Source organism: Thiomonas sp. TH-17 (genome assembly GCF_057473305.1).
The window spans coordinates 1-5,435 of the sequence record NZ_JBYCKI010000044.1 but is presented as its reverse complement, the minus strand read 5'-3'; the positions used below and the strand labels follow the sequence as shown (position 1 = coordinate 5,435).

Genomic DNA, 5,435 nt, shown 5'->3' with positions numbered 1-5,435 from the left:
CGCTGTTTCTCACCGACTGGCACAGCGCCACGCCGGACATGAAAGACCTCGAAGTCGATCAATACCTCGGCGACTTTCTCGCCTGCATCGACGACCTTGGCGGCCGCGTCAACTTGGTCGGCCTGTGCCAGGGCGGCTGGATGGCGGCGATGCTGGCGGCGCGCTTTCCCGACAAGGTTGCCAGCCTGGTACTGGCGGGCTCGCCGATCGACACCCACGCCGGCCACGGCCCCTTGCTGAAAATGGTCAAGCAAACGCCGATGAGCTTCTATGAAGAGCTGGTGGAAAGCGGCGGCGGGTTGATGCTGGGCAAATACATGCTGGCCGGCTGGAAGAACATGCACCCCGAGCAGCACTATGTGCAGGAGCACATCGACCTGTACGAACACATCGATGATCCGGTCTGGCTGAGCAAGACCGAAGCCTTCGAACGCTGGTATGAAAACCCGCTGAACCTACCCGGTCGCTGGTATCTGCAGGTCATCGACCAACTGTTCAGGCGCAATCTGCTGGCCAAAGGCGAGTTCATCGGCCAGGGCCGCGCGCTCCAGCTCAAGGACATCTCCTGCCCGCTGTACCTGCTTGCGGGCGAGAGCGACGACATTACGCCGCACGAGCAGGTCTTCGCTGCTGAAACCCTCTGCGGCACACCCGCCAGCCAGATCGAGAAGCGCATCGTGCCTGGCGGGCATGTGGGCCTGTTCATGGGCAAGCGCACGCTCGACGAGGCGTGGCCGGAAATCGGCGCGTGGATTAAGACCAAGGGCGTTGACAGAGCCTAAACGTTCGCCCTGATTACGCGCTGCCGATCAGGATGCCTGTGGCAAAGACCAGCAACCCGCCGACGACTACCTGCAGCACCGCCAGCCCGAAAGGCGTTTCCATGAAGCGCTTGCGCACCCAGGCAATCACGATCAACTCCACGCCGACCACGAGGAAGGCCAGCGTGGTGGCGAGGTGGAAGTTCGGGATCAGGTAGGGCAGGGTGTGGCCCAGGCCGCCCAAAGCGGTCATCAGGCCGGTGACGCCGCCTCGCAGCCACGGGCTGCCGCGCCCGGTGAGTGAGCCGTCGTCTGACATGGCTTCGGCGAAAGCCATGCTGATGCCGGCGCCCAGCGCCGCTGCGAGGCCGACCAGAAACGTGGCCCAGGTGTCGCGCGTGGCGAAGGCCGCGGCGAACAGCGGCGCCAGGGTGGAGACGGAACCGTCCATCAGCCCCGCCAGGCCGGGCTGAACGAAGCGCAGCAGAAAGGCGCGGCGCTGGGTTTCGCGCTCGGAGCGTATGGCTTGCGGCGTGATGAACTGGTTGCCGAGCGCTTCGGCTTTCTGCTCGTGTGCGGCCTCGGCGGCGGCGAGATCGCCGAGCAACTGGCGGATGCCGGTATCGGTCGCGTGGCGCGCGGCCTTGGCGTAGAACATGCGCGACTCGGCTTCCATCACCTCGGCCTGGGCACGAAAGTTTTCCAGATCGATCGGCTGCACCAGCCACAGCGGCTTGCGCTCGATGAAGCCGCGCACGTCCTGGCGGCGAATGAGCGGAATGCGGTCGCCAAACCGTTTGCGGTAGAGGTCGAGCAGGCGATGACGGTGCGTGTTTTCTTCGGCCGCCATGCCGCGGAACAGCGCGGCCGTGTCGGGGTAATCGGCGCTCACCGCCTGCGCGTACTGGCTGTAAATGCGCGCGTCGTCTTCTTCGAGCGAAATGGCCAGTGCGAGCAACTGCTGCTCGCTCAAACTGGAGAAGTCAAGCGTGGCGGTGTTGCCGCGCATGGAGAACAGCGAGCTCAGGTTCATTTTTGGGAGCGTGGAAAACGGTGCGATTACCCCCATTGTCGGCAGGCGCGTGCGGCCGTGCAATGCGCCCCTAAAATGGGCTCATCGCGCCAAAACCTGGAGAACCGTGTGGAGCAACCTGTGATTGATGTCGACCTGGATACGCGCGGACTGAACTGCCCGCTGCCCATCCTCAAGGCCAAGAAAGCACTCGCCCAGATGCAAAGCGGCCAGGTGCTGCGCATCGTCTCCACCGACGTCGGTTCGGTGAAAGACTTTCAGGCCTTCGCCCGTCAGACCGGCAATGCCCTGGTCGATCAGAAGACCGAGGGCGGCGAATACCACCACCTGCTGCGGCGGCGTTGATTCACTCTCGGCGTCGTCCCCGAAACAGCGCCCACCCAACCAGCGCCGAGGCGACGAGCACCAGCAGCACCATGCTCCAGAACCCGGCCTTGTCGTCGCCGAAGGGAATGCCGCCCACATTCATGCCGAACAGGCCGGCGATCACGTTCATCGGCAGCGCCACCACGGTCACGGCGGTCAGCATGAACAGGGTGCGGTCGGTGCGCTCGTTGAGCGCCGAGGCGATTTCTTCCTGCAGCAGTTTGATGCGTTCCTGCTGGGTGGCCACTTCCCGCAGAATCAGCGCCAGTTCCTCGGTAGCCTGCTGCAGATCGTCCCAGTCCTGACTTTGCAACTCGGTCGGCGGGCGTTTGAGCAGACGGAACAGTGCAGCGGGCTCCGGCGCCAACAGCCGTTGCAGGCGCAGCAGATCGCGGCGCAGGGCGCCGAGCTGCTTGCGCTGATCGCTGATGCGCTCGGCGTGCACCTGATCTTCCACCGTGTCCACCTGCGTGGCGACCTTGCGCAGCACTTCGAGCAGCACATCGCCCTGATCGCGCAGCAAATGCACCGCGAGCGCCAGCGGCGTTTGAAAGCGGGCGCGGTTGCGCACGGCCAGCCGTAGGCGGTCGATGCTGCGCAGGGGTTTTGCGCGCACGCTGATCATGCGGGTGGGGGTGATCATCAGCCAGAGCGAGGCGATCTCGATGGCGTCGCCTGGGGCGAGATCGAGCTCCACGTCGTTGAGCACGGCCACCAGCGCGTCGTCAATCACTTCCAGACGGCTGGACCTGCGGCCCTGAAAGATGGCGCTCAGACAGCGTTCGACCTGCTCGGGCTCCAGATGCGCGCGCAGCCATTGCTCGGCGCCGACGTGGGCGGCGTTGAAGTGCCACCAGTGAAACTGTTCCGCTGGGCCGGTGGTGCCGTCTTCAACTTGGCCGGGATGCAACTCCAGCGCCTGACCGACGCCGTCGGCATCGAAGCAATAGCCGCAGATCAGCGCCGGGTGGTCAAGAATCTGCAGAGCGGCCGCAGCGGTACGCGACATCACCGCTTCGTCTCACACCTGCGGAGAGACCAGCCCCACGGTGCTGATGTCCCCGCGCGTGTCGATGCGCAAGGCCCAGGTGACGACCGCGCCCAACAGCGAGGTGATCACCAGCAGCCACAGCAGAGTCTGCGTGCCGATGGCGTGCATCAGGATGGGAAAGAAAAACGCCGTCGTCACTGCGCCGATCTTGGCGAACGAAGCGGCAAACCCTGCGCCGTAACCCCGGATGGAAACCGGAAAGACTTCCCCCGCCAGCAGGTAGGTCTGCGCGTTCGGCCCCAGATTGGTCATGAAGTTGAACAGCATGAAGCCCGCAAACAGCAGCAAGGTCTTGTCCGGCTCGTTCAAGGTCAGGCCATAGGCAGCCAGGCCCAAGCCAATGGCGCAGCCGATGAAGCCGACGATCTGCAGCGAAATGCGCCCCGCGCGTTCGACCAGCAGAATGGCGAACAGCACGCCCACGAGCAGCAGCATGTCGAGCAGGATGGTTCCCTTGGCGGCCCGGGCGGCGTTTTGCAGCACGTCGGCGATGCTGTGCGATTGACTGGCCCCGCCCAATGCGGCTGCCAGAATGACCGGGGTGAAAATGCCAATGCCGTAGGTACCCAGATCCTGCAGGAACCAGGGCACGGCCGCCAGCAGCGTCGCCCGCAAGTTCTTCGCTTTGAACAGCACGCTCATATGCAGCTTGTGGTGATCGGCCTCGTGCGCATGGGCCGTCAGCTTGATCTGTTTGGGGTATTGCGGTTCGCGTTTGAGCAGCTTGCGCGCCTCGGCTTCCGCTTCGGCAAAACGCCCTTTGGCGGCCAGCCAGTGTGCGCTTTCACTGATGTAGAGCCGACCGAAAATCACCAGCAGAGCCGGGATGATGGCGGCGGCGTACATCCAGCGCCAGGCGTCGGCCTGCGGGTGGGTTTCCATGATGACGATGCCCAGACCCGCCCCGGCAATGGCGCCGACGGCCTGAAACGCGAACGCGCCCAGAACCAGCGGCCCCCGGCCGTTGCTCGGCACGCTCTCCGAGATCACCACATGAGCGGTGGGATAGTCGCAACCCAGCGCCAGGCCGATGCCGAACAGGGCGATGGCCATGACCAGAAAGCCCGGGCTCCAGGTGAGCAGGGCGAGAAAGACGACGAAGATCACCATCTCGGCGATGAACATGCGCTTGCGCCCGAATACGTCGGACAGGCCGCCGAGCAGCGTGGCGCCGATCAGGATGCCGAACAAGGTGCTGGCCGAGATCACGCTGCTTTGAAACGTGCTCAGGCTGAAGTCGCGGCTGATCAGCGGCAGCGCCACGCCGGTCATGAACACCACCAGACCTTCGAAGAATTTGCCCGCCGTGGCCAGACTCCAGATGCGCCACTGCATCGCGGTCATGGGCGCGCGTTTGAGCGCCGTGCCATCGGGCCAGACCGGCGCTTCGTCGATGTATTGCTGCACGGATTTGGTCGGCGGACGTTCTGCGAGTGAGGCGGCCATGCGAAATCTCCGGGGAGGGGAAGAATGGAATAACTCTCTAACATTCAATCAACCCTTGATGAACTATTCGTGAATATGTCAATGAAAATAGAAACAGAGTGTGTCTGGCCTTTTTCTTTCAAGGCAGGCTATGCAGCAGCGACGTGGCGTCATCGATTTGTCACGAGGATGAAAGACCATGCGCCTTGACCCGCGCCCAGACTTGGCTTGCGGCGCTTCTCGCACCCCACTCTGGAAGGACATCGCATGACCCCGTTTGCCGATCACGCCGACCTGCTCAAGCGCATCGAGCGCGAGCTGACCGATGGCTATGACGAAGAACTCGAACTCGAAATCGAGGACCGTACCGATCATCTGGCCGAGGCGGACGGGGCCCCCGCGCGCAGCGACGAGGAGGAGCGGCTGGCGCGGCAGGTCTATTTCAAGGAGCTGTTTCGCCTGCAGGCCGAGTTGGTGAAGCTGCAGGACTGGGTGGCCACGACTCGGCAGAAAGTGGTGGTGCTCTTTGAAGGGCGCGACGCGGCGGGCAAAGGCGGCGTGATCAAGCGCATCACCCAGCGGCTCAACCCGCGCGTCTGTCGCGTCGTGGCCTTGCCCGCGCCTAGCGACCGCGAGCGCACGCAGTGGTATTTCCAGCGCTACGCCGCGCATCTGCCGGCGGCCGGCGAAATCGTGCTGTTTGACCGTAAGCGTCCGCCGAACCCATCTTTTCAATGAGTCTGTGCTGAGTGAAGCTTGAGTTTTTTCGGAGGCTTCATGCGATCAGACAAACTCAGTG

Annotated in this window: 5 protein-coding genes and 1 pseudogene; 3 read left to right on the top strand and 3 right to left on the bottom strand. The window is 63.7% G+C overall.

What is annotated here, in order from left to right; translation table 11 throughout:
- Window positions 1-782, top strand: a 782-nt coding sequence (locus AC2VLV_RS03135; RefSeq protein ID WP_486988587.1) for an alpha/beta fold hydrolase, incomplete at its 5' end; no start/stop codon positions are given.
- 13 nt (window positions 783-795) lie between these two features.
- Here AC2VLV_RS03135 and mbfA read toward each other — a convergent pair.
- The gene (gene mbfA, locus AC2VLV_RS03130) at window positions 796-1,794 is read right to left on the bottom strand and encodes an iron exporter MbfA (RefSeq protein WP_486988586.1); all 999 of its coding nucleotides are present in this window, start codon (window positions 1,792-1,794) and stop codon (window positions 796-798) included.
- Window positions 1,795-1,902: 108 nt separating this feature from the next.
- On the opposite strand from mbfA, the gene AC2VLV_RS03125 reads away from it, so the two are divergent.
- Window positions 1,903-2,139: a sulfurtransferase TusA family protein gene (locus AC2VLV_RS03125; RefSeq protein ID WP_232054165.1), complete on the top strand. Its 237-nt coding sequence runs from the start codon at window positions 1,903-1,905 to the stop codon at window positions 2,137-2,139.
- A 1-nt stretch (window position 2,140) separates the two neighbouring features.
- Here AC2VLV_RS03125 and AC2VLV_RS03120 read toward each other — a convergent pair whose 3' ends face one another.
- A complete protein-coding gene (locus AC2VLV_RS03120; protein WP_486988585.1) occupies window positions 2,141-3,169 on the bottom strand; it encodes a CorA family divalent cation transporter in 1,029 nt (342 codons plus the stop codon).
- Between the two features lie 12 nt (window positions 3,170-3,181).
- Window positions 3,182-4,657, bottom strand: a complete 1,476-nt coding sequence (locus tag AC2VLV_RS03115; RefSeq protein ID WP_486988584.1) for an MFS transporter — start codon at window positions 4,655-4,657, stop codon at window positions 3,182-3,184.
- Window positions 4,658-4,903: 246 nt separating this feature from the next.
- Here AC2VLV_RS03115 and AC2VLV_RS03110 point away from each other — a divergent pair.
- A pseudogene (locus AC2VLV_RS03110) lies at window positions 4,904-5,344 on the top strand (polyphosphate kinase 2 family protein); the annotation flags it as partial.
- Window positions 5,345-5,435 lie beyond the last annotated feature (91 nt).

Coding starts and splice junctions, on each gene's coding strand:
- AC2VLV_RS03115 (WP_486988584.1), bottom strand. CDS start 4,657: ATGGCCGCCTCACTCGCAGAACGTCCGCCGACCAAATCCGTGCAGCAA.
- mbfA (WP_486988586.1), bottom strand. CDS start 1,794: ATGAACCTGAGCTCGCTGTTCTCCATGCGCGGCAACACCGCCACGCTT.
- AC2VLV_RS03120 (WP_486988585.1), bottom strand. CDS start 3,169: ATGTCGCGTACCGCTGCGGCCGCTCTGCAGATTCTTGACCACCCGGCG.